This is a genomic window from Streptomyces sp. WZ-12, from assembly GCF_028898845.1.
GTDB lineage: Bacteria > Actinomycetota > Actinomycetes > Streptomycetales > Streptomycetaceae > Streptomyces.
The window spans coordinates 8,301,488-8,322,905 of record NZ_CP118574.1 but is presented as its reverse complement, the minus strand read 5'-3'; the positions used below and the strand labels follow the sequence as shown (position 1 = coordinate 8,322,905).

Here is a 21,418-nt window from a genome sequence, read left to right as displayed (position 1 = left end):
GCCGCTTCCGCACCTCCCCTGCCACCGCTGGTGCCCGGAAGCCGGTCGCTGCGCGCGATCCTGCCCGAGAGCTACCGGCAGGGGCACTTCGCCGACCGGTTCATCGCCGGCTTCGACGACGCCCTGGCCCCGCTGATCACCGCGCTCGACTGCCTGGACGCCTACTTCAGCCCGCACACCGCACCCGATGACTTCGTCGCCTGGATGCTGGGGTGGACCAACACCTCGCTGCCCGCCTGCGTGGGGACCGTCGGCCGGCGCAACGCGCTGCTCCTCGGCCACCGGCTGCACGGCCTGCGCGGCACCCGGACCGGGCTCGAACTGCTCGTCCGGCACGTACTGGGCGGGCGGTTGGAGCTCACCGAATCCGGCGGTACGCACTGCTCGGCCGGCCCCGAGGACCCCTCCGTGCCGGTGCCGGCGGGGAGTTGGGTCCGCGTGCGGGTACTGCTCCCGCACGGCACGGCGGCGGACCGCCCGTGGGTGGTGGATGACGTGGTGGAGCTCGTACGGGAATGGCTCCCGGCCCATGTCACGGCCGAGGTCGCCGTGGCGGACGACGCGGACCCGCTGAGTGCACCGCACGCACCAGGAGGTGGCCGCTGATGGGATCGGCCTCGTCCGGCCACCGGGGTTGGCATCAGCCCGACGAGCGGGACATGTGCGGCAGTTGTGGGGTGGTGGCCTACCCGGGCGAGATGTTCTGCGTCTCGTGCGGCGCATATCTGGGGTGGGACACCACCGGCCGGAACCGGGCGGTACGGCCGGAGCCCGCCCCGGCTACCGGGCCCGACCCGCTCTTCGCGCAACCGACCTCGCCACCCGCCCCGCCGACGGCGCGGCCCCAGCCGTGGAACGGCCCCCCGGAGCCCGCCCCGCCCGCCGACGCCAGGGTGTTGGAGCCGTCCCCGGCCGCCGCGCCCTGGTCGGACTACCCCGGATACGCCGCGCCCGTGCCGGAGCCCACTGCCGCCTACCCCCGGGTCATCACCGGCGAACTCGTCCTGCAGACCGCACCGTACGAGCACACTCACGCGGTCGCGGACACACCACCCATCGACCTGTCACACCTCCTGCTGTGCCCCGAGTGCCGGGAGCCCAACGCGGAGTCCCGGACGTACTGCCATCCCTGCGGCGCCCTGCTGCGCCCGGAGCCCGAGCCACCGGTGCCCACCCGCTGGGAACGGCTGCGCCAGGAGTACGTGGAACGGCCCGAGGTGTGGCACTGGGACCGCCGCTGGAACGTCCTGCTCGCCGCGCTGCCGGTGTGCCTGGTCGCCGGGGTCTCGATGGGCAGCGTCGCTGCCGCCGCGGAGCGTGCGGTGCCACTGGTCAAGGACCGTTTCCTGGCCCAGCACATGGTCGCGCCGGAGTCCGTCTCCGCCTCCAGCTCCGCCAAGGGCTTCGGTCCCGACCTGGCGTCCGACGGTGTCGACAACAAGGCATGGGCGCCGCAGGGCAGCGGCCAGGACGTGGTCGGCGAATACTGGACGGCCACATTCCAGGCACCGTTCCGGCTGACCTCCCTCGTCATCGTCAACGGTGCGTCGAAGACGCCCGGTCAGTTCTTCGAGGCCGGTCGACCGACGAAGATCACGGTGACCGCGACCACCACCGACCTGGGAGTTGTGGAGAAGACCATCAATCTCGGTGACCAGCCAGGACCCCAGCGCTTCGACCTGGGCATCGACGGCGTGACCGCGCTGGAGGTGCGGATCGCGGCGGTCAACCCCGGGCTGAAGCCGCGCATGCCCGTCGCCATGGCCGAGATCCAGTTCTTCAGCCGGCAGGCATCATGAGCGTACGGGCGGAACTGATCGCTCCCGAGGACGTGATCAGGCCCGGCAGCTCGCTCACCGTCCATCTGCGGGTGTGGAACGAGAGCCGGATCGTGGACGCCTACCGACTGCGACTGCTCGGACCGCCCGCTGACTGGCCGGACACCGAGTCGGACCTCGGCCGGGTCCCGGTCTACCCGGGCAACCACGAGAAGATCAACATCCCCCTCACCCTCCCGCGGGACAGCGAACTGGCACCCGGCCCGCTGACGTTCGCGGTGCATGTCGCCTCGGTGGAGGACCCGCATGCGGTAGCCGTGCCCGAAGCGGTCATCTCCGTCGGCGAGTTCCACGACATCGAGCCGCAACTGGCGCGGCCCCGGGTGTTCGGGGTGCTGTGGAGCAGCAACCTGATCGTGCTGGAGAACACCGGCAATGCCACGACGGCGGTACGGCTGCGGGCGGCGCCCGAGGACGAAAAGGCGCCGCTGCGCCCGAAGTTGCGGCGCAGCCGACTGACGCTGAAGGCAGGCGAACGGGCCCGCGTCAGCCTCGGGGTGCGGGTGGTCACCCCGACGTTCACCGGCACCGCGACCCCTTGGGAGATCGGGGTCCGCGTCGGCTGGGAACAGGGGCAGGAATGCACCGTCTCGTACGTCCATCGGCAGCGCCCGTTCCTGCCGAAGCCGGCCCTCAAGGCGCTGATCGTGCTCAGCGCCGTGGCGATCGCGTGCGCGGCGGTGTGGATCTCCCCGCTCGGCGGCAAGAAACCCGGTGCCCAAACGGAGTCCGCCAAGGGCCCCTCACAGATGGAAGCCGTGCGGGAGGCCGAGAAGAAGGAAGCCGAGAAGGAAAAGCAGCAACAGCAGCAGGAGAAGGACGCCGAAGAGAAGGCGGAGCAGGAGAAGGACGCGGCGGGTGCGCTGAAGAAGAAGCCGTTCCAAACCTCGTTGACCGCCGACACCAGGAAGAACGAGCCGGCCGCCGCGTACAAGGTGGCCAAGGGATACCGACTGCAGATCAAGACCGTCCAGCTGTCGGCGTCGGGGCCCGAGGGCGCAACGGTCTTCCTCGCGGCCGGGGCGCAGCAGTTGCAGAGCACCGGCATCAACAACATCAAGGACTACACCCCGCCGGCCCCGCTGTCGCTGACGGAGAACGAGAAGCTCACCCTGCGGGTCGACTGCACGGCGACGCCCCCGACCGGCGGCCCCGCCCCCACCCCCTCCACCAGTCCCACCCGCTCCACGCCGACCCCGCCGGCGGCCGGGTGCATCGCCACCGCCGTGGTCGTCGGCCAACTGATCCCCCTCAAGGGGCCGTACGCCGAGCCGGACAAGTCCGCATGAGCGCCCCGCCGCCCCTCCCCCACCGCCCGTACAGGAGCTGACCAGTGAGCATCGTCCGGAAGGTAGACGACATCCTTGAAAGGGAGTTGCGACAAGGCCCCCTGCACGGGGTCAACGCACAGGTCGTCTTCGACACCCCGAACTCCGACTGGGCCGCCCGGCGTTCCGGACTGTGCGTGAACCTCTTCCTGCACAGCGTCGAGGAGGACACGGCCCAACGGCAGTCCGGCGATACCAGCGTCATCGATGAGCACGGCGTCGTGGTCGCCTACCACCGACCGCCCCGCCACTTCCGGCTCGGCTACGCGCTCACCGTGTGGGGTCACAGCCCCCGGGACGAACACCGGCTGCTCGGCACCCTGTTGGAGTGGTGCGTGGCCACGGAGCACCTGACGCCGCACCCCGATCCGTCGAAGGGCGCCCCCCTCTCCCTGAAGCTCCGCGAGACGCCCGAGGGGACCGAGCCCCCGGCCGCAAAGCTCTGGTCGGGCCTGGGCACCCCGGCCCGCCCCGTCCTCGATCTCCTGGTGACGGTCCCGGTCACCCGCCCGGCCACACCGGTGGAGGCCGAGCCGGTCCGCGAACTGACCCTGCGGGCCGCCCACTTGGACGTGCCCCGGTCCCCCGAGGGCCGCCCCGGCAGCCCGACCCGGGGCCGCGCCCGCGATACCCCCCGACCGCGCCGCAACGTCGAGGAGATCGGCTGACACGGCGAGCGGGCCGCGGGAGGTCGTCCCACAAGCCCCATCCGCTCCCCGCCCCTCCGCCGTCAGGCACTGCCGGATGCGGCAACTCCTCGATGTGCGGCCGTCATTCCATCGTCAGATGACCCGTTTCCTCGATCTCGAACGCCTCGTCGGGTTGAAGGTATTTTGATGCACGATTACGAGTACAGGAAATCCGCCGCCCCTCACTGGCGGACACCAAAACCGAAGAACGACAAACAGGAACTCACCATGCATGCGGAGCGGACGTTCCGTCAAAACAGGTGGAACGAGAGCCTGAAGAAGTGGGCGCGCCCCTCCATCACCCGCAACGAGCAGTTTCTCGGCACCACCCTTTCGGTCAGCTACCTCACGACTGACCCCACATGGGAGGAGCGGTTGACCATGGCACGTGAAGCGCTCAAGAAAGTGAAGGATGCGGGCGCCGACCTTCCGTCACACCTCAACATCATCCTTTCCGGAGGGGGAGGCGAGGGAGCCATCGCCTTTGTCGGCAACCCCAGTCCGGACATCTTCCTCGGCGCACCATCCCAGTCCGCAGCGCAAGAGATCAGGAAGGGCACCGAAGAGACCGTCAGGGGCGGGGTTCCCACATCGGGAAACCTCCACGGAATGCCGCACATAGTTGCGGCTGGGGCACAGGGCAAGAGGAAGGACAAACGTCGATACGCTCGGGACCAGTTCATCGCTACCACGATTCACGAAATCGGACACATCCTCCATGCGCGGCATTCTGATGACTTTTTGAAGTACAAGTGCGGCGAGTCTCCGCATGACGTACCAGGGGACCTCCAAGCACAGGTGAGCTTCTACGCAGTCCAGAAACAAAACCCCCTGGAGTTCGTCGCCGAGGTCTTCACCGGGCTGGTGTACGGCGAAGAGTTCTCCGACGCCGTGCTGGCGAAGTACAAGGAACTCGGAGGACCCCCTGCGGGCCTCCTGAAGCGCTGACGGCACCAAGGCATACAGCTCACCGCTTATGCGGCCTCCGCCGCTCACCCCGCCCGCGTTCTTCGGCAAGTGCGGTGCAAGCAAGGATAGTTGACTGTCCGTCAACCGATGTTGATCGCCTGATCCGTCGGAGCTCCGAGCATCGCACCGAACCCGGAATCCGGAACCAGGAATCAGGAACCCGGAACGGTTCAACCTTCGGCACACGGGTGTCACCGAAGAGGGAAAGCCAACACCCCGATCCCAGCGCTAACGTCGTGGCGCTGGGTGATCTGACGTGTGCCCGCGGCCGCGGTGCCACAGGAGCGTGCGGTTGCCCCCAAGAAGCCGAGATCGCATGGACCGGGGTTGCGACGCACCCGATATCCCATCGCATCACGAGAAGCTAGGACGTTCACGACATGACGATGGATCAGTTCGCCCCTGCGCAGCCGGCCAAGAACCAGGAGCAGAGGCCGGTCCAGCGGCCCGCTCACCCGCCCACGCGAAGCAGTGCTGTGCCGCCCGGGGCCACGGCGGCCCTGGGAGCCTGGGCGGAGGCGCTGGGGACATCAACTAGCGTGCCTGGTACCGCACATGACGGGGCACCCAGCGCACCCCCGGCGGAAGCCATTGAACCCGCCGGGGAGTTCGCGCTGGAGGCCGGCCAGCCCCACGACTTCGCCCAGGCGGACACGGTCAACAGGAAGGAGTTGGCGGCGGACCTGGACCGGCCGGCGCCCGCACCGGCGGGCCCCGCCGAAGTCACACCGGAAATCTCCCGCCATGACGTGGAGGCCGCCGGGAACACCGTCACCGACGCGCTCCAGGGCGGCGAGACCGATCCGTTCCCGAACATGTCCCGGTTCGTCGGCACCTCCCCGAAGCCGGCAGCCAAGGATCTCCGCAGGGTCAACGCCCACCACCTCGCCAAGGCCCTCGCCGCCGGATCCGGTCTCCCGTGCCAAGTCCTGGCGTACGAACCGGACTTCGAGGGCGTCGGCCGGATGTCCGTCGCCGTCGGCGACATCGAGACCGCCACCCATGTCGCCGTTCTGGTCCCCGGTATGGGCAGTGACCCCTCGAACTTCGACGCACTCGTCCGCCGCGCCCGCACCGTTCACGACGAGTGCCGCAACATCGCCCCCGGGACGAAGGTCGCGGTCATCGCCTGGCAGGGCTACAAGGCGCCCCGTGACCTCCGCGCGGGCAAGGGCGAGGTCAGCGACGACCGGCCCGCCAAGGACGGCTCCAGGCTCCTGAATATTGACCTCGGCCACTGGCGCGCCCTCTGGAAGCACAGCACCGCCCGCAAGCGCGCCGGTCTCCCGGAACAACCCCAGGTCACGGTCAACGGGTTCAGCTACGGAAGCGTCGTCGCGGGCTACGCCCTGATGCGGAGCACCCGGCACGGCGGCCTCACCGACGGGGCCAAGGGCGCCCTCGTCGGCACCACCCGGGAGCTGACCCGCCAGGTCGTCTCGCTCTTTCCCCCCACCGCCGTCGCGAAGAAGCGCATGCAGGGCAGCACCTGGACACAAGCCGCGGCCGAAGGTCTCAAGAAGACGCTGCCGCTCGCCGAGGTCGCGGTGGACCCCACCGGTCTTTCCGTGGCCCAGTACCTGTACGGCCCGGCGAAATCGACCGTCACACGCTCCGTCAACCAAGCCCTCGCCGCCTACAGGAGCGAACCCCTCGGCGGCGGAGAGGCCGACTACCTCGTCCTCTTCGGCAGCCCTGGCACCGGCCGCCGCGCCCAACACCTCAACATCCCCGCCCACCGCATCTTCGCCGCCGCCCACAGACACGACCCCGTCAGCCAGCTCAACTACTTCAGCATCGACCCCACCCACGTCCGGTACGACCCCACCGGCAAGGTCACCCGCCTCAGGAGCGAGTACGCCCTCGACCCCACCCTCAGCTGGGCGGAGAACCGGGAACGGGCCCACACCAGCTACTACGACCCCGCCAGCGACACCAGACCCGCACGGGAGTCCCTCACCAACCTCGCCCGCATCGTCACCGGCAACCGTGACAAGGTCACCGCCTACAAGAAGCGGTCCGGCCTCGTCTTCGAGGGGCACAAGAGCGTCCTGGCACGCCCGTTCACCAATCCCCCCACCAACACCCCGTTGCCCGACCACGAACCCTCGGCGTCGGGTGGGTCGACGGTTGAGCCGAAGGGCAGGGGCAAGGGGAAGCGCAGGAAGCGCAGTGTGGGCGAACCGTCTTACGGTCAGGGGGAGTTCGGGGCGACGACCGCCGCGCAGGAGGACCCGTTCGCGGTGATCGATCCGCTGCTCCGGGAGCTCACCGTGTCCCCCGACGAGCGGGCGGAGTCCTCGGCGAAGGTCGACCGGACGATCCGTGCGGCCCTGGAGACCGAGAGCAGGTTGGCCGAGGCACGAACGGTGAGCCTCGCCACGCGGGTCACCGCCACCTACCACCGCCGCCTGCACAACCCCAACATGGTCAACCCGCGGGAGAACGCGGGGAAGCAGCGCACTTTCACCGTGCGCCAGGTGGTGCTCGGCGAGATGCAGCGCGAGAACGACCTGACCAGCAGCGGCTGGTCCCTCACCCTCGTCGAGAAGCCGACGGCCGTGTCACAGGGCCTGTGGCGGGCGGTGCGCAGCGATGCCGTGCGCCAGCGGGTCGGTGACACGATCCTGGCCGACTCGCTCAAGGTCGTCGATACCCAGCAGACCAAGACCGCCTATCTGGACTTCGCGCGCAACCGGGTCATGGGCGCCCTCGCGCGGCTGTTCACGGCGTTGCCGGACGGCAATCCCGTCACGGACGCGGTGAGCGCGGCGATGTCCGGCGAGCAGCCACCTCAACTCGTGGTCTTCAACCAGGAGGTGGTGCCCAACCTCGTCGCCTTCCCGTGCGGCGAGAACCACCTGATCGCGTCGGTCACCACCGGTGACGTGAAGGTGCTGTCACCGATGTTCTACTCCACGGACTGGGAGCAGTTCGTCCGTGGTCACCTGTCCGCCTACGAGAGTGGTCGGGCCTCCTCCAGCGACTTCCGGCCGATGCGAGCCCGGCTCGGCGGCCTGGGTGCCGGCTCCCGGGAGATCCGCTTCGTCCCGTTCACCTTCCGCTCGTCGGACCGGGCGTACGAGGACCTGTGGGACGCGGGCCTCACCAAGCTCCGCAGGGAGGCGGACGCGCTCTCGTACACCCCCGAGGAACAACGGCGGGACGAGGGCCTGCGGTTCCGGCGCAACCTGGCGACCGCCGTGAGCAACCTGGCGACGCTCGTGGCGGTCGGCCTGACGGGGGGCGCGGCGCTGGCCGTCAGCCTGGTCGCGGGTGCCGCCGGCATCGCCTCATCCGCCTTCCAGGGCCAGTTGGGCGCGGCCGCCGACCGCGGGGACGTGCGCCGCCACGCGGAGGACGACGCCGCCCTGGGCATGGTCTTCGCCATCGGCGGCACGGTACTGGACGCGGCCGCGGCGGCGAAGTTCCTGCGCGCGGCAGCACCCGGGGCGAAGGCCGCCGCGGCCGGGAACCTCCGGTCGGTGATCGCCAGGGGCCAGGAGAGGATTCTGGCCCGCCGGATCGTGGGGCGCCTCCAGGGCGGGGTACGAGGCAGGGCGCCCATGGAGCGCACGTCCGCCTACGCCTCGGCCATCTCCCACCATCAGGACCTGTCGGCGGCCGCGTTCCGACACGGCGACGTGTGCTGGGACGCGGCGATCCGGGTGGACGAGCTCGCCGGGGTCATCACACCGGCGGAAGCGGCACGGCTGCGTTCGGTGACCCGGGCGACCAGCTTCGACGCGTTCCTCGGCGGCAAGGAGATGAAGGCGGTCGCCAATCCGGAGAGCCTGGGGCGCATTCCGGTCGGCGAGCGGGTGGCGATCGTCCGCGGCACCGGGAGCGAACAGACCATGCTGCACGCCATGACCTCGACGGGCCGCGGCCGGGTGACCGGCCTCAACAACGCGAGCCTCAACCCTCGACTGAGCCCCGGCTACGCCGAGTTCGACCTGGTGAACGACGCGGGCCTGAGGTTCCGCAGCGACGGTGTGTGGGAACTGGCCGAGGGTCAGCAGGTGCGGGTGTACGTGCATGCGGACGCCCCGGAGTTCCGTATCGAGTCGATGCGCCCGCACAGCGGGGTGGCGGGACTGGCGGACGCGGACCGCGCGCTGTCGACCAAGCTGCTGGATTCCGCCCGCAAGGACGGCGGGATCGGCAAGCTGCTGCCGAACCCCAGTGAGAACTGCGAAAAGCTGATGAAGCCGGTGGGCGAGTTCGCACGCAGGAAGGGCTTCACCGACATCCGCTACGCGGGCATGGACATGTGGTCCAACGGAGGACGCATGACCCTCAACGACAACCACTTCGTGGTGATCGGCCGCAAGGGCGGCAGGGATTGGGTCTTCGACCTCTCGGCAGGCCAGTTCGCCAACAAGGGGATGCAGGGGCTCGACGGCCCGCTCATCCTGCCCATGGAGAACTGGCTGGCCACGTACCGGCAGAGCACGACGACCAGGCTGATCAAGATGCGGGAGTTCAGCAACAGCGGCAGCGCGGCCACCGAGTTCAGCACCAACGCACCGCGCTGGTCGCTGGATTACCGGGAGGGCACCCAGTTGCTGACCCGTCCCACCTGGTACGACTCCGGCATGACGGCACGCCTGGCGGACCGTACGGTACGGGTCTCGGTCAAGGCCGCCACCGTCCCGAAGGCGACAGCGACGGCGACCGCGATCGTCGGCGACGCCCCCACGGTGACCCCGGTGGTAGGTCACGCTGCCGGCACGGTCGACGTGGTGTTCCCGGGCTTCCTGGGTGAGGTCGCGGAAGTGCTGCTGCACCCGCGGGTGCGGTTCCACCTCAAGTACGCCGGGCGGATCATCAAGTGCACCTTCACCCCGAAGCGGAACACGACGGCCGTCCTGCGCGGCGCCAACGGCACGGTCACGCAGGTCCCGGCGGAGGAGACCCGGACCGTGGAGTTCCCGGCCGGGACCGCTCTCTCGCTGGAGGTCTTCCCCACCTACACGGTGCAGCACGGCGACAGCCTCTGGCGGGTCGCGAACAGCGAACTCGGCGACGGGGACCGGTGGCGGGAGATCCACGCACTGAACAAGGAGGTCATCGGCGAGCTGCCGGCAGGGCAGGAACACAACGCGGCGACCGTGCGCCAGGTGTGGCGGATGCCCGAATCGGATGTCGAGGCCAACCGGCTCAAGGCGCACACCCACATCTCGAACCGCTGGTGGGACGACGCCTTCCACAGAGAGGCACGGCAGGCCGGGGACTCCAGTTGGGCCGTGGTCGCCGCGATGCAGCACAGCACCGGCCTCCTCGACCACGCCGAGATGCACCGGCTCGCCAACGCCACCACCCCCGACGACTTCACCGCCTTCCTGAACGGGGAAGGGACCGAGATCAAGGACGCGAGCAGTTTCAGCCGGCTGAAGATGGGCTACCGCGTGGCGTTCGTGCGGGTCGACGGCGAGCGCCAGAAGATGATCCACGCCATGCTCAGCCTCGGCCACGGCGAACTGGTCGGCGCGCACAACGGAGTGCTCAAGGCCGGAATGCCGAACGCCCTCTCGCGGGAATACCCGATGGGCGACGAGTGGGAAACCCCGGACGGGGCACTGAAGTTCACCCCCGAGGGCGCCCGACTCTCCGACGGGCGGCGGGTACTGGTCCTGGCGGAAACCGGGGCACGCTTCAGCGGCAACTGACGTTCCTCCGTGAGCCGGCGGCACCGGTCCTCTCCGCCGCCGGCCCGATCGCGGTTTCAGGCGGTCGATCGGCGGACCCGGTACCGACCCCGTCGACGATGGCGGATCCGCCGCGTAGCGATCCTGACGCGGCAAGCGCAAGCGCCCGTGTGTTGGGGTGATGTCGCAACGAAGCTCGTACCGTGGTGCCGTGACGATCCGTTCGAAGGCTCACGTGGTGTCGGACGCCGTCGCCGGGCTGCTGCGTCCAGAGGGAAAGCCACGTTACGCCGATGGCATCGCGGCCGGCGTGGCGTTGGCCGGGCCGCTGGCAGTGGGTACCTGGGCCGGACATCCGGCTCTCGGAGCATCAATCGCCCTGCCGGCGGTGCTGGTGGCGATGCCGTTCCCGTCCGGTGCCGGCCGCGCCGAACGCGCTCGCTACCTGGCGGTCCGCACGGTAGGGGTGACCGCGGCCGGGATCTACGTGACGCTGGCAGGCAGCGGGGTGGCTGCCCTGGCTCCCGGAGTGGCGGTCGCGGCGTTCCTCGGCGTCCTGGTGCCCCGGATGGGAACCACCACAGCCCTCGCCGTGCTGCTGGTGGGCATCACCGGCGGCGGTGCGCGGCCCCTGGTGCTGCCTGGGTTGCCTCAACTGGTGGGGTGTCTGTGGACGGCCGCTCTGCTGTTGCCGCTGCAGCCGCGCGGAGCTCCGGGGGATGGGTCGGCCGGGTCGCGAGCGCGGGCCCCCTCGGTCCCGGCCGTGCGCCACGCCGGCCGGGTGGCGCTGCTGAGCGGTGCCGCCACGGTGGCCACGGGTTGGCAGGGCTCACTGTGGGGCGAGGGTCACTGGCTGGTCACCTCACTGCTGTTGACCCTGCAACCCACTCCCCAGGGAACGCGCGTCAAGTCCGCGAAGCGACTGCTGGGGAACAGCGTGGGCGGGGTGGTCGCCGCCGCCCTACTGCTGGCACGTCCGAGTGCGTACGCGGTGGCGGCAGTAGTGGGGGTCTCCGGCGCGCTGGCCTATGCCTTCCGGCCCGCCAACTACGCCTACTGGGCGCTTGCTTCGCCCGTGCTGCTCCTGCTGCTGAGCGACTTCGACGAACCGGTGCCTTGGTACGCGGCGGTGGTCCGGGTGGCGCTCAACCTCCTGGGCGGATTCATCGCCGTGCTCGCGCACCGCTGGTTGTGGCCCACCCACCGACGCCCCGGATAGCGGTGGGCCAACCGCCCACCACGGGCCTCAGCCGTCCGGGTCCGCAGCCGCGTGACGCAGGCCCCGCGTGAGGCAGGCCCCGCGCGATGCGCGGCCTGGAGCCCGGAAGACCGATTCCGCGACCGCGCTGAGAAGCAGCGCCCGGGAAGCGCGTCGGCCGGGCTCCGGAGGCGCCGGCGGACCCGTGATGTCCGTCGGTCGGTGGACACCACGGGTCCACCGACCGTGGTGACCGCCCCACCTCTCGATCCACTTGACGGCCGATGCCCGGATGTGGACCTCCCCCTACGGTGGCGAGGAAGACCGGCCGGCAGTCCGGTCCCCCGCCGCATCCACGTGAGGAGGCTTTCGCCATGGACCGTGCATCCACCATGGTGCGTCGCGCCGTCGCAACCCTGCGGTTGGCGGTCAGCCACATCGACGAGCGGGCCGCAGTCCCGCCGCACGACTGCAACTGCCTGCGAGCGGCAGGCATGATCTGGACCGACGACCTCGCCATCGGCAGTGGAATGAGCGTCCAACTCGCCGTGGCGCACCCGCGCGGCGCACAGGTCATCCACCATGTCTTCCGGCCCGACAACAGCCCGCAACGGCTCGCCACCGGTGACGTGTTGCCGCCGACCTCCGCGGCGGCGACTGCGCTGGCGTTGCCCCACGACGGACGCTGTGTGTTCGCCGCGAAGCCTGATGCGGACGCCGCCGAGCTGGCAACCGTCGTGCCGTGCCCAAAGGCACCGGAGCACGCCGCCGCGCTGAGCGTGACCGGGCCAGCGGATCTGTTGCACCCTGCCCTGTCGGCGTCCGTTCGCTACCGCCATCTGCTGTGCCACGCCGCGGCGTCGATCCGCGTCAGCCTGACCGCCGGGAAGCCCACCCGGGCCTGACGTGGCGAGGCCCGCCCGATCAGGCGGCTGCCTGGCGCTGATCGACGGATCGCTGTGCCGCCCCGGCACCGCTGCGGCCTTGCCTGACACGCGAGTCAGGTACCTCCGTGTGCCTCCGTTTCGGGGGAGCATGCTGGCCGGTGCACAGTGACAGCCGGCTTCGTCGGAGGGCGAGCGATGGACGACGGGCAAAGCGGTAACCGGGCAAGGGCAAAGGCCCCTGGGACCGGGGCGATTGGGCAGCCGAACCTCGTCGCCCCGGTGGATGTCCCTGCCCTGCCTCCCCGGTTTTGGGTCCTGGTGGTGGCCACCGGCGTGTTGGCGGGGCTCGCAGGTGCCGCCCTGATGACGCTCCTGCGCGCGACGGCGCATCTCGTCTACTCCTACCAGTCGGGAAGTTTCCTGAGCGCGGTCGAGCAGATCGGTGCGTCCCGGCGGGTGGTGACCCTGTCCGTCGCCGGAGCAGTGGCCGGGATCGGCTGGTGGCTGTTGCGATGGTGGACGGGACCTGGCGGGTCGGAAGTCAGCACCGCGTTGTGGCGGGACGAAGGGCGCCTGCCGCTGCGGCGCAGTCTGGGCAGTGCCGTGCTGTCCATGGTGATCGTGGGCATGGGCGCCTCGTTGGGACGGGAGGCGGCGCCGCGACTGGCCGGTGCGGCGCTCGCCTCGCGACTGTCGGACTGGGCACGCATCGGCACCGCCCACCGCAGACTGCTGGCCGCCTGTGGCGCCGGCGCCGGCATGGCCTGCGTCTACAACGTGCCCCTGGGGGGAGCGCTGCTCACCTTGGAGGTGATGCTTGGCGTGGTGTCACTGCGGTTGGCCCTGCCGGCCCTGGCCACGTCCGCCATCGCCACCGCGGTCTCCTGGACGGTCCTTCCGACCGGCCCCACCTACCAGTTGCCGAAGGCGACACTGTCCGCCTCCCTGATCGGGTTCGCCGTCCTGATCGGCCCACTGGCGGGACTGGCCGCGGTCGGCTGGGTACGGATGATGCGGATCGCGCACGCGCACAGGCCGACGGGATGGCGGCCGCTGGTCTCACCCCTCCTGGTCTTCACCGCGGTCGGCGCATTGGCCATCCCGTATCCCCAACTGCTCGGAAACGGCAAGGACATCGTTCAGCTCACCCTCGGCACGCAACTCACCGCTCCTGTGCTGTTGGCGTTGCTCGTCCTCAAACCGATCGCCACCGCCGGCAGTCTGGGCAGCGGGGCCAGCGGCGGGCTCTTCACTCCCACCGTCGCTACCGGCGCCCTCCTCGGCGCACTCGCCGGTCACGGTTGGGCACTGGCCTGGCCCGGGCCCGCCGCAGGTTTCACGGTCCTGGGCGCTGCCGCTGTCCTCGCCGCCGCCATGCAAGCGCCCGTCGCCGCCACGGTCTTGATGCTGGAGCTCACGCGCACCATCGACGCCCTGATGGTCCCCCTGCTCCTCGCGGTTACCGGAGCCATGCTCGTCTCCCGAAGGTTCGACACCCCGTCCATCTACTCCGTGCGCCTCCCCACCCAGTGACCATCGCCGTTCCGGTTCCACCACCTACCCACAACACGTACCTGCACCCTCGGCATCCCGGGGCAAGGCCCAGGCGCGGACGCCGGGGCCACCGGCCTGCCGTGTGAGGGCTCGCCGGCGGATTCGCCTGGAACTCGCCGGAGATGCGGAGGGTCGTGACGCGGCCCTCGAACTCCGTCGGCGTACAGGCCGGTGGGGCAGGCGGGGCGCGGTTTCACCAGCGCTCGGGGGCCGGGTGCGCGAAGGTGCGCGGGGCGTGGAACCTCTACGCCTCCCTCCGCGCGAAGAGCCGGCCCAGCTTGCCGTACTCCGTTTCGATGCCCTGGAGAAGGTCATCCTCGGTCAGGGGGCGGCCGGCTGCCGCGGCCGCGAAGGCCGCGCTCTCCACGCAGGCGCGGATGCTGCCGCCCGCCAAGTCATAAGCCTGGGCGAGGCTTTCGACGTCGAGGCCGGCGGGGGCGGACGCGCCCAGGAGGGAGCGCCAGAGCAGGGTGCGGACCTCGGGGCCGGGGCTCTCGAAGTGGATGACCTCGTCGAAGCGGCGGGTGAAGGCGGTGTCGATGTTGGCGCGCAGGTTGGTGGTGAGGACCGCGAGGCCGTTGAAGGCTTCCAGGCGTTGCAGCAGGTAGCCGCTCTGCATGTTGGCGTGCCGGTCGTTGGAGCCCTTGACCTCGCCGCGCTTGGCGAACATCGCGTCGGCCTCGTCGAAGAGGACGACGGCGTCGAGCATGTCGGCGGCGGAGAAGACCCGTTCGAGGTTCTTCTCGGTCTCACCGATGTACTTGGAGACGAGGGAAGGAAGGCTGACGACATACAGATCGAGGCCGAGTTCCTGGGCCACGGCCTCGGCGGCCATGGTCTTGCCGGTCCCGGACTCGCCCGCGAACAGCGCGGTGGTGCCCCGGCCGCGGCCGCCGCCACGACGCAGTCCCCCGTCACCGAACACCGTGTCACGATGCCGCACACGGGCCGTCAGCATGTCCAGCCGGAGGCGAACGGGCGCCGGCAGGACGAGGTCCTGCCAACCGACTTCGGGGACGATGTGCCGGGCCAGGGCGCCGAGTTCGGCGGCGGAGCGGCGGCGGGCGGACAGGCGCACCTCCTCCGTCGTGGGGACGGCCGCGCGCAGGGCTGCGGCCCGATGGACGTGCTCCACGGCCGCCGATGCGGCGGCTCCCAGTTGCCGATCGGGGCGGCGCGCGGCGGGGGCGCGCAGGTCGATCTCGGCGGGGCGCGGGGTGTCCCAGTGGTGGGCGACCCAGGGGTGCCCGCCGTACAGGAGCAGCGGCAGCGGCGCCTCGTCGAGGCGGGTGACCAGGCCGCGCAGCCGGTCGCACCGCTCGGGCGCGGCGGTACCGGGCGGCGGTACGGGGACGAGCAGGGCGGCGCCGAGCAGCCGGGCTTCGAGGGCGGTCCGCTGGGCGAGTTGGGCGGGGCTGCTGTCGTCGGTGGCGAGCGCGTCGGGGTCCAACAGCAGGGGGGTACGGCCCAGGGTGGCGAGCGCGGCGCGGGCGGTGGGCAGGGCCTCGCCGTCGATGCCCTGGCGGAGGTAGCAGGCGCGGTGGGGGTCGGTGGCGAGGGCTGCGACCAGAGCGCGGGCCGGGCTTGGTTCGCCGGTCGGCTCGGGTGCCGAGCCGTGGGAGTCCTCGGGCTCGGGGGCGCGGGGGTCGTCGGGGTGCGGCGGCAGCATGCGTAGCCAGCGGACGCCGCATCGCGCGCCGGCTTCTTGGCCGGTCAGGAAGTCCAGCACCCGGTCGTGGACGTTCAACACACGTTCGAGGAAGGAGGCTTCGGGGTTCTCGTACCTCACCAGGCCACCGTCGAGCAGCGGTGACCCCTCCCGCAGCAGACCGTCGGCGAGGGCGTCCGGGACCGGGATGCCATGGGTGGACAGGGCGACGGCGACGGTGGGCCGGGAGACGGGCAGCCCGCTCAGCAAGCGGATGGCGGAGCCGCAGACGGGGTTGAGCTCGGGCAGCAGACAGGTGACCAGGAGGTCCGTCTCGCGCTCGGTGAGTCCGAACTCCCCGGCCACATGGGCCAGTCGATCGCCCCCGGCAGCCAGGCGGGCCATGTCTTCCGGGTCCGGCCACTCGTGCGGATCGACGAGCGGTGCTCCCCACTCCGCCTCGTCGTCGCCCTCGCGCCGGAGGTAGAGGTGCCGCAGCCGCTCCTCGGCCACCGCGAGTCGTTCATCGAAAAGGCTTCGGGTCATCGGAGTGCGGATCTCCACTGGTTCGGGCACGCGTACGGGCACGTGGGGAGGCGGCAGCGGCACGACCGTCACCCAACGCCCCGGGTGGGCGGCAGGGGGCCAACAGACGCCTGGGAACGACCGTAGGGGCGACTCCGCCGCGGGTCTGTCGGCCTCAGTTGACGGGGTGGGACCGGAGGTTGACCCCGCGCGGGCCCGGCCGTCAGCATCCGGCCGGCCTGCCGTACGGCTCCGGCGCCACCAACAGCACCGCCGGCAGCTCCACCGCGACCGTGCAGCCCTCGCCCGGGCAGGACAGCTCGACGTCGATCCCGAGCCGGGCGGCGAGCCGACTGACGACGTAGAGGCCCATCTGGCCTGTGGTGGCCACGTCGATCAGGGGAGGGTCACCGAGCCGGGCGTTGAGTTCGGCCACCGTGGATGCCGACATCCCGGCGCCCCGGTCGCTGATCCACAGGACGACGCCGCCCTCCGCTCCCAACTCGGCTTTCACCTGCACCGGTTCGGCCGGGTCCGAGTACCGGGTCGCGTTCTCCAGTAGCTCCGCCAGCAGGTGGCTGACGTCATGCACGGCCGGCCCGGACACCCACAGATCCGGCAACTGCCCCATGCGGACACGGGTGTAGTGCTCCACCTCCGCGGCACCGGCCCGTACGACGTCCAGCAGCGGCGCGGGCACCGCGTGCACCCGGGCGGGGCTCTCGTCGGTCAGCAGCAGCAGGTTCTCGCCGTGCCGCCGCATCCGGGTGGCCAGGTGGTCGATCTGGAAGAGGCCCGCCAGTCGCGCGGGGTTCTGCTCGGTGTTCTCCAGCTCGGTGATGACCTCCAACTGCCGGTAGACCAGGCCCTGGTTGCGTCGGCCCAACGAGGTCAGCACGGCCTTGACGCTCTGGCGCAGCGTCGCCTGATCGGCGGCCTGCCGTACGGCCTCGTGGAGCACGGCGTCGAACGCCCGGGAGACATCGCCGACTTCGTCCCGGGTGCCGAGGTCGACCGGCGTGGCCTTGAGGTCCACCTGGCCGGGCGCCTGCCGCGAGACGGCCTCGACGAGGGCGGGCAGTCGGTGTTCGGCGGCCTGGAGGGCGGCGCGCCGCAGCCGCCGCAGCCGACTGACCACGGAGTGGGCGGCGACCGCGGTCACCAGCAGGGCCAGGCCGAGCGCGACGGCGACGTACACGGTGTCCCGGACGGCGTCTTCTCCGGCTTGGTCCCGAAGCGCCGCGTTGGAGTCGAGCATTCGCTGGGTGACCTCGGACTCGACCGAGCGCAGCCCGTCCAGGGCCTGGGTGGCACTACGGTGCCACGCCTTCGCTCCGGTCTTCTGTTCCGCTCCCCCGGTGCCGCGCTGCGCGTCGGCTGCCGCGGCCTTGGCCAGTCGGCCCGCCTCGGCGAGGCCCGGTGCGACGCGCTCGTAGTGCTGCGCGTCCTGGGTGACCGCGTTGGCACGGAACTCGCGCAGTGCCATCTCCTGGATGCCCTGGGAGGCCAGCAGCGCGGTGGCGACGTCGGGCTCGGTGCGGCCGTCGGCCAACGCGGCGTTCAGCAGGGCCCGTTCGCTGGAGAGCGCGAGCTTCCCGACAGCCAGCGCGTACAGCGCCCAGCCCTGGGTGGCGTGGGCGTCGTCCCCGGGGTTCGCCTCGGTGACCAGGCTCAGCAACGGGAGGATCAGGCCGGAGTACGCGGTCTGGGAGGCGACCGTTCCCAGGGCGTCGGTGAAGGCCCTCGCCCGTACGCCGGCCAACCCCCGCAACTCCGATTCGACCTCGTCGAGGCGCTGCTGCAGGCGGTCACCGCCGCCGGCCTTCCGGGCGCTGTCGCGGAAGGCGTCCCATGCCTGATCGGTGGCCGCACGGTGCTCGCGGACGGCGGCGCCGACCTCTCCGGGGGTAAGGGCGGCGACATCGCGCTCGTTCTCCAGTGCGTGCGCGAGCGTGGTGGCAGAGACGACGAGCCGGATGGTGTTCTCGTTGTGGTTCAACTGGCCGACGCGGTCCAGGGATTCGGTGATCCGGGGCACGGCGAGGCTGACCGCGAGGGCCGCGGGGAGGACGAGCACAATCGCCATCCGGGTCGTCAACCGCCAGTGGCGTGGTCGGGTGAGGAGCGGGAAGCCTCGGCCTCGGCGCGTGGCGCGGCCTCGGCGGGTGGATCTCGGTGCGGGTGCTTGGTTCATGGCGATCGGGTCCACGCTAGGGAATGCCGGCCGCATTCCCCGGCGCCAAAGGTGGGAATCCCTGTCGCCGAAGGAGGACAGTTTCCACGGGAGGACAGTTTCCGCGAGCCCGCAGCGCCTTTCACCGGGCACTGTCCGAACCGCTTTCCGTCAGCCCCTGCACCCGCTTCCGAAGGCGCCCTCAATTCCGCTTCGGCCGCGGCGATTTGCCGGTCAGGCATTTCCCTATAGCGATAGGCAGCTCCACCTTTGACTACATAGCTTCGGTCCTCGAACATCCGTTACCGATTGATCGAGGAGCGCATCCGTGTCGCACCCCTCCCCGCCCACGACCCATCGACGCAGAGTCTCCCGCAGAACGAAGGTCATCACCGCTTCGGTGACCGCTGTGGCGGTCGGCGGCATAGCCCTGCTGCTGCCCGCGTCCGCGCATGCCGCCGCGGTGAGTGCGGAATTCTCCAAGTCCTCGACATGGGAGACCGGTTACACCGGCGTTTACGAGATCTCGAACGCCGCCGGTGGCGAGCACGCGGGCTGGAAGCTCGAATTCGACCTCCCGGACGACACCACCATCGACTCCCTGTGGAACGGGAAGCACACCGTCAACGGCCGTCATGTGGTGGTGACCCCGGAGAGCTGGAACGAGAAGATCCAGCCGGGACAGAAGCTGACCATCGGCTTCAGCGCGGAGCACGGCAAGGGCGCGAACAGCACCCCGTCCAACTGCCTGATCAACGGTGAGCAGTGCTCGCCGACCACCCAGCCGCCGGGCAGGCCCTCACCTTCGACCTCCCCGTCCGCACCGGCCTCCCCCTCCTCGCCGCCCGGCGGTCAGGACCCGTCCACCGGTCCGACGCCGCCCACCACCCCGCCGCCGGGCACCGGCACGAGCGCCCCCTTCGCGCCGTACGTCGACACCCAGCTCTACCCGCCCTTCGACCTGTCGGCCACCGCCAAGGCCACCGGCGCCAAGGAGTTCAACCTGGCGTTCGTGGTCTCCGCAGGCGGCTCCTGCACCCCCAAGTGGGGCGGCGTCACCGATCTCAACGGCAATCCGGTCACCCAGCAGATCGGCGCGTTCCGCACGGCGGGCGGCGACGTACGGGTCTCGTTCGGCGGCGCCAACGGCATGGAGCTCGGCCAGGCGTGCACCAGCGCCACCGCGCTCGCCGACGCCTACCAGAAGGTCATCGACAGCTACGCACTCACCAAGGTCGACTTCGACATCGAGGGCGGCGCCATCGCCGACCAGGCGTCGAACACCCGCCGCGCGCAAGCCATCGGCATCCTGCAGAAGAAGGCGGCCGACAAGGGCAAGGAGTTGGACATCAGTCTCACTCTGCCGGTGACCACGGAGGGCCTGGACCACAACGGCCAGGAATTCCTCAAGAACGCCAAGGGCAACGGCCTCACCAACGCCACGGTGAACATCATGGCGATGGACTACGGCCCCGCCTACACCGGCAATATGGGCGACTACGCAATCAGCGCGGCGAAGGGCACCCAAGCCACGCTCAAGAGCCTCTTCGGTCTGACCGACGCTCAGGCGTGGAAGCGGCTGGTGGTCACGCCGATGATCGGCCAGAACGACGTACAGGGCGAGGTCTTCACGCTCGCGGACGCCGAGAAGCTGGTGGAGTTCGCCAAGGAAAAACACCTCGGCGGGCTGTCCGTGTGGTCCGGCACCCGGGACAAGCAGTGCCCGCAGGGCCAGACCCAGTGGGCCGATGCGACCTGCAGCTCGATCCTTCAGCAACCGCTGGCATTCAGCAAGGAATTCGCCAAGTACACCGGCTGAACCTGAGGTGAGGGGCTCCGGGTTGCCCGAGCGGATCGGCCGCCCGGAGCCCCGGGCCCAGGCCCACGAGCCGGAACGCTGACGCTCCGCGCCCAGCCGGCGGACGGTCCCTGCATGCGCCGGGCGATCGCCGACGCGACGGGCCGGGCGGCTGGGTTCCGGGTTGTGTTCGTTGGCCTTGTGGGTGACCGCCGTCACGTCACCGGCCTCGGCCGTGCCCACGGCGCCCTCGTCGCCGACCGTCCATGATCGCGGACTCGGTGACCCTCCGTGACTCCAGCACCCAAAGAGGCCCAGAATCAACTTTTGGCCGACGACGTTCACACTTTGGTCAGGGTGGGGTCCCCCCGGAGCTACATACGCTGAAAGCGCGGTGCGCCCCTGTCCAGGGTGGCGCCGAACCCGTTTTTCGAGAACAGGCCCCTCCGTGAATCCAGACGCAGCTCCCCGGCATGTCGGGCCGCAGCGGACCCGGCGCGGTAGTGGTTCCAGAGCCCATGCCGCTGCCGGCACCCGGATTCCCGGCCGGAGTCGGCTGCGCGCGGCCGCCCGCATGGTGATCGTCGTCCTCGTACCGCTGCTGGCCGCCCTCGGATTCGTTGGTCTCCGCATCACGGAGGCGCTGGCCCATGCCGAGGAATTCAGCACCATCGAGCAGATCGCCGGCACCAGCCGGACCGGCTCCTTTCTGATCCGGGCACGGGTCGACGAGCACGGCCCGGCCCCCGCCCCGAAGGCGAAGCACCGGCCGAGGCAGACCGACGCATCCGGCCGGGCCGCCACCGACGACGGGGGAGGGACTTGTCCTCCAACGGCAGCTCCCTGACCCCCTTCGTGCGGATCGCCCGTTGGCGCCCGAGTGCGACCCTGTGGTTGAGGCACCCGAGCGCGGCGCGGTGCCCACGTGCCGGAGGTGCTCGGTGAGGCAATCCGCCTATGCCGTGGAACTCACCTCGGGCACGGAACCGTTGCTTCAACGGCGCAGGCTTCGGCGCCGCACCGTGCGCCGAAGACTGCCCAGGTGGGCGCCCTCCCACCTCTGGAGACCCGATGCGCCCCGCATTGCCGCTCGCCCGAACCACCCGGTTCGGCGCACGGCGGTCGTCTCCGCCCACCGACGCGGTCCCCCAGCCGCCGTC

At 70.6% G+C, this 21,418-nt stretch carries 13 protein-coding genes; 11 read left to right on the top strand and 2 right to left on the bottom strand.

All coding sequences use genetic code 11. The annotated features are described in order from the left end of the window. Nucleotides 1-30: 30 nt before the first annotated feature. The 9 genes from PV796_RS36495 to PV796_RS36455 all read left to right on the top strand — a co-directional run bounded on the left by PV796_RS36495 (nt 31) and on the right by PV796_RS36455 (nt 14,093). Nucleotides 31-606 carry a phage tail protein gene (locus PV796_RS36495; RefSeq protein WP_274918037.1) on the top strand — a complete coding sequence of 192 codons (576 nt, stop codon included), beginning with the start codon at nt 31-33 and terminating at the stop codon, nt 604-606. Continuing rightward, on the top strand, nt 606-1,799 hold the full coding sequence (locus PV796_RS36490; protein WP_274918036.1) for an NADase-type glycan-binding domain-containing protein: 1,194 nt from the start codon (nt 606-608) through the stop codon (nt 1,797-1,799). The genes PV796_RS36495 and PV796_RS36490 overlap by 1 nt, the downstream gene beginning before the upstream one ends. Next, on the top strand, nt 1,796-3,127 hold the full coding sequence (locus PV796_RS36485; protein ID WP_274918035.1) for a COG1470 family protein: 1,332 nt from the start codon (nt 1,796-1,798) through the stop codon (nt 3,125-3,127). The genes PV796_RS36490 and PV796_RS36485 overlap by 4 nt, the downstream gene beginning before the upstream one ends. Before the next feature lie 44 nt (nt 3,128-3,171). Continuing rightward, nucleotides 3,172-3,834: a DUF4255 domain-containing protein gene (locus PV796_RS36480; protein WP_274918034.1), complete on the top strand. Its 663-nt coding sequence runs from the start codon at nt 3,172-3,174 to the stop codon at nt 3,832-3,834. Nucleotides 3,835-4,002: 168 nt separating this feature from the next. Further along, nucleotides 4,003-4,803 carry a hypothetical protein gene (locus PV796_RS36475; protein WP_274918033.1) on the top strand — a complete coding sequence of 267 codons (801 nt, stop codon included), beginning with the start codon at nt 4,003-4,005 and terminating at the stop codon, nt 4,801-4,803. 560 nt (nt 4,804-5,363) lie between these two features. After that, entirely contained in the window at nt 5,364-10,496 is a 5,133-nt protein-coding gene (locus PV796_RS36470) for an alpha/beta hydrolase (RefSeq protein WP_274918032.1), read from the top strand. 190 nt (nt 10,497-10,686) lie between these two features. Continuing rightward, entirely contained in the window at nt 10,687-11,694 is a 1,008-nt protein-coding gene (locus PV796_RS36465) for an FUSC family protein (RefSeq protein ID WP_274918031.1), read from the top strand. Nucleotides 11,695-12,047: 353 nt separating this feature from the next. Next, the gene (locus PV796_RS36460; RefSeq protein WP_274918030.1) at nt 12,048-12,578 is read left to right on the top strand and encodes an IclR family transcriptional regulator; all 531 of its coding nucleotides are present in this window, start codon (nt 12,048-12,050) and stop codon (nt 12,576-12,578) included. 345 nt (nt 12,579-12,923) lie between these two features. Continuing rightward, nucleotides 12,924-14,093, top strand: a complete 1,170-nt coding sequence (locus PV796_RS36455; RefSeq protein ID WP_274918029.1) for a chloride channel protein — start codon at nt 12,924-12,926, stop codon at nt 14,091-14,093. A gap of 265 nt (nt 14,094-14,358) precedes the next feature. Here the strand turns inward: PV796_RS36455 and PV796_RS36450 are convergent, their stop codons facing one another. Next, nucleotides 14,359-16,308 (bottom strand): AAA family ATPase, encoded by a 1,950-nt coding sequence (locus PV796_RS36450; RefSeq protein WP_274918028.1) that lies wholly within the window; start codon nt 16,306-16,308, stop codon nt 14,359-14,361. 202 nt (nt 16,309-16,510) lie between these two features. Then, nucleotides 16,511-18,373, bottom strand: coding sequence for a sensor histidine kinase (locus tag PV796_RS36445; protein WP_274918027.1), 1,863 nt, complete (start codon nt 18,371-18,373; stop codon nt 16,511-16,513). A 487-nt stretch (nt 18,374-18,860) separates the two neighbouring features. On the opposite strand from PV796_RS36445, the gene PV796_RS36440 reads away from it, so the two are divergent. Both PV796_RS36440 and PV796_RS36435 read left to right on the top strand, forming a co-directional pair. Continuing rightward, a complete protein-coding gene (locus PV796_RS36440) occupies nt 18,861-20,279 on the top strand; it encodes a glycoside hydrolase family 18 protein (RefSeq protein WP_274918026.1) in 1,419 nt (472 codons plus the stop codon). Nucleotides 20,280-20,706: 427 nt separating this feature from the next. Then, complete coding sequence (locus PV796_RS36435) at nt 20,707-21,105, top strand: hypothetical protein (protein ID WP_274918025.1); 399 nt, start codon at nt 20,707-20,709, stop codon at nt 21,103-21,105. The last annotated feature ends 313 nt before the right edge of the window (nt 21,106-21,418 follow it).

Bases quoted from the DNA above. Each gene is read 5' to 3' on its own strand.
- PV796_RS36485 (WP_274918035.1), top strand. From the start codon at position 1,796: ATGAGCGTACGGGCGGAACTGATCGCTCCCGAGGACGTGATCAGGCCC.
- PV796_RS36475 (WP_274918033.1), top strand. From the start codon at position 4,003: ATGCACGATTACGAGTACAGGAAATCCGCCGCCCCTCACTGGCGGACA.
- PV796_RS36455 (WP_274918029.1), top strand. From the start codon at position 12,924: ATGACGCTCCTGCGCGCGACGGCGCATCTCGTCTACTCCTACCAGTCG.
- PV796_RS36445 (WP_274918027.1), bottom strand. From the start codon at position 18,373: ATGGCGATTGTGCTCGTCCTCCCCGCGGCCCTCGCGGTCAGCCTCGCC.
- PV796_RS36450 (WP_274918028.1), bottom strand. From the start codon at position 16,308: ATGACCCGAAGCCTTTTCGATGAACGACTCGCGGTGGCCGAGGAGCGG.
- PV796_RS36490 (WP_274918036.1), top strand. From the start codon at position 606: ATGGGATCGGCCTCGTCCGGCCACCGGGGTTGGCATCAGCCCGACGAG.
- PV796_RS36460 (WP_274918030.1), top strand. From the start codon at position 12,048: ATGGACCGTGCATCCACCATGGTGCGTCGCGCCGTCGCAACCCTGCGG.